Origin of the sequence: Kitasatospora sp. NPDC059146, assembly GCF_042786665.1 — a bacterium.
GTDB lineage: Bacteria > Actinomycetota > Actinomycetes > Streptomycetales > Streptomycetaceae > Kitasatospora.
On the sequence record NZ_JBHZCY010000220.1, the window covers coordinates 4118 to 5361 of the forward strand.

Sequence of the window (1244 nt, forward strand, 5' to 3'; positions counted from 1 at the left end):
TGCTGACTACGGCCGCGACCAGGGGATCCGCCCGCTCCCGGAGGACCCCCCCCCCCGGGCCCCCCCGGCAACCCCCCCCCCCCCCCCCCCCGGGGGGGGGACCCTCCGACGAACGACGGCCGTACGGCCGGGGTCCTACAGGCCGACCTCGCGCATCAGCTGGCCGACCTCGGGGTTGGTCAGGCGGCGCAGCCAGCCCGACTTCTGGTCGCCCAGGGCGATCGGACCGAAGTGGGTGCGCACCAGCTTCTCGACCGGGAAGCCGACCTCGGACAGCATCCGGCGGACGATGTGCTTGCGACCCTCGTGCAGGGTCACCTCGACCAGGTAGTTCTTGCCGACGTTGGAGATCACCTTGAAGCTGTCGGCGCGCGCGTAGCCGTCCTCCAGCTCCACGCCCTTGGCCAGCTGCTTGCCCAGGTCACGCGGGATCGGGCCCTGGATGGCGGCCAGGTAGGTCTTGGTCACGCCGTACTTCGGGTGGGTGAGGCGGTGGGCCAGCTCGCCGTGGTTGGTGAGCAGGATGATGCCCTCGGTCTCGGTGTCCAGCCGGCCGACGTGGAACAGCCGGGTCTCCCGGTTGGTCACGTAGTCGCCCAGGCACTGGCGACCGTCCGGGTCCTCCATGGTGGAGACCACACCGGCCGGCTTGTTGAGCGCGAAGAACAGGTAGGACTGGGTGGCGACGGTCAGGCCGTCGACCTTGATCTCGTCCTTCTCCGGGTCGACCCGCTTGCCCTGCTCGGTGACCTGCTTGCCGTTGACCGAGACCCGACCCTGCTCGATCAGCTCCTCGCAGGCGCGCCGACTGCCGACGCCGGCCCGGGCCAGCACCTTCTGAAGGCGCTCGCCCTCGGGCTCGCCGAAGGTCTTGGGCAGCTTGACGGCCGGCTTGTCGTGCCGGGCCAGCACGGCGTCCTCGATCCTGGCCTGGAGCTCGCGCGAGCGCTGCGGCTGGCGGCGCGGGTCGCCCGGGGCGCCCTGGCCCTCCCGGCGCGGGCGCGGAGCCGGGCCGGGACGCCGGCCGGTGAAGCCGCCGCGGGCCGGGGTGGCGTTCGGGCCGCCACCGAACTCGGGGCGGTCGTACTTGCGCTCCTCGGGCCGCAGCGGGCGGTCCGGGAAGCGGCGGTCGTCACGCCGGTCGTCGCGCCGGTCGTCCCGACGGCCGCCGTCGCGCCCGGTGGAACCGCCGCGCGCGGCCGCACCCGCCCCCGCACCGCCGCCGTACGCGGCGCCCCCGGTCG

The 1244-nt window shown here is 74.3% G+C and carries 1 protein-coding gene; it reads right to left on the minus strand.

The window, feature by feature from the left end; all coding sequences use genetic code 11:
* Positions 1-135: 135 nt before the first annotated feature.
* Positions 136-1244 (minus strand): pseudouridine synthase (locus tag ACFXPX_RS42840; RefSeq protein ID WP_380645015.1); only part of this gene is annotated, 1109 nt, incomplete at its 5' end.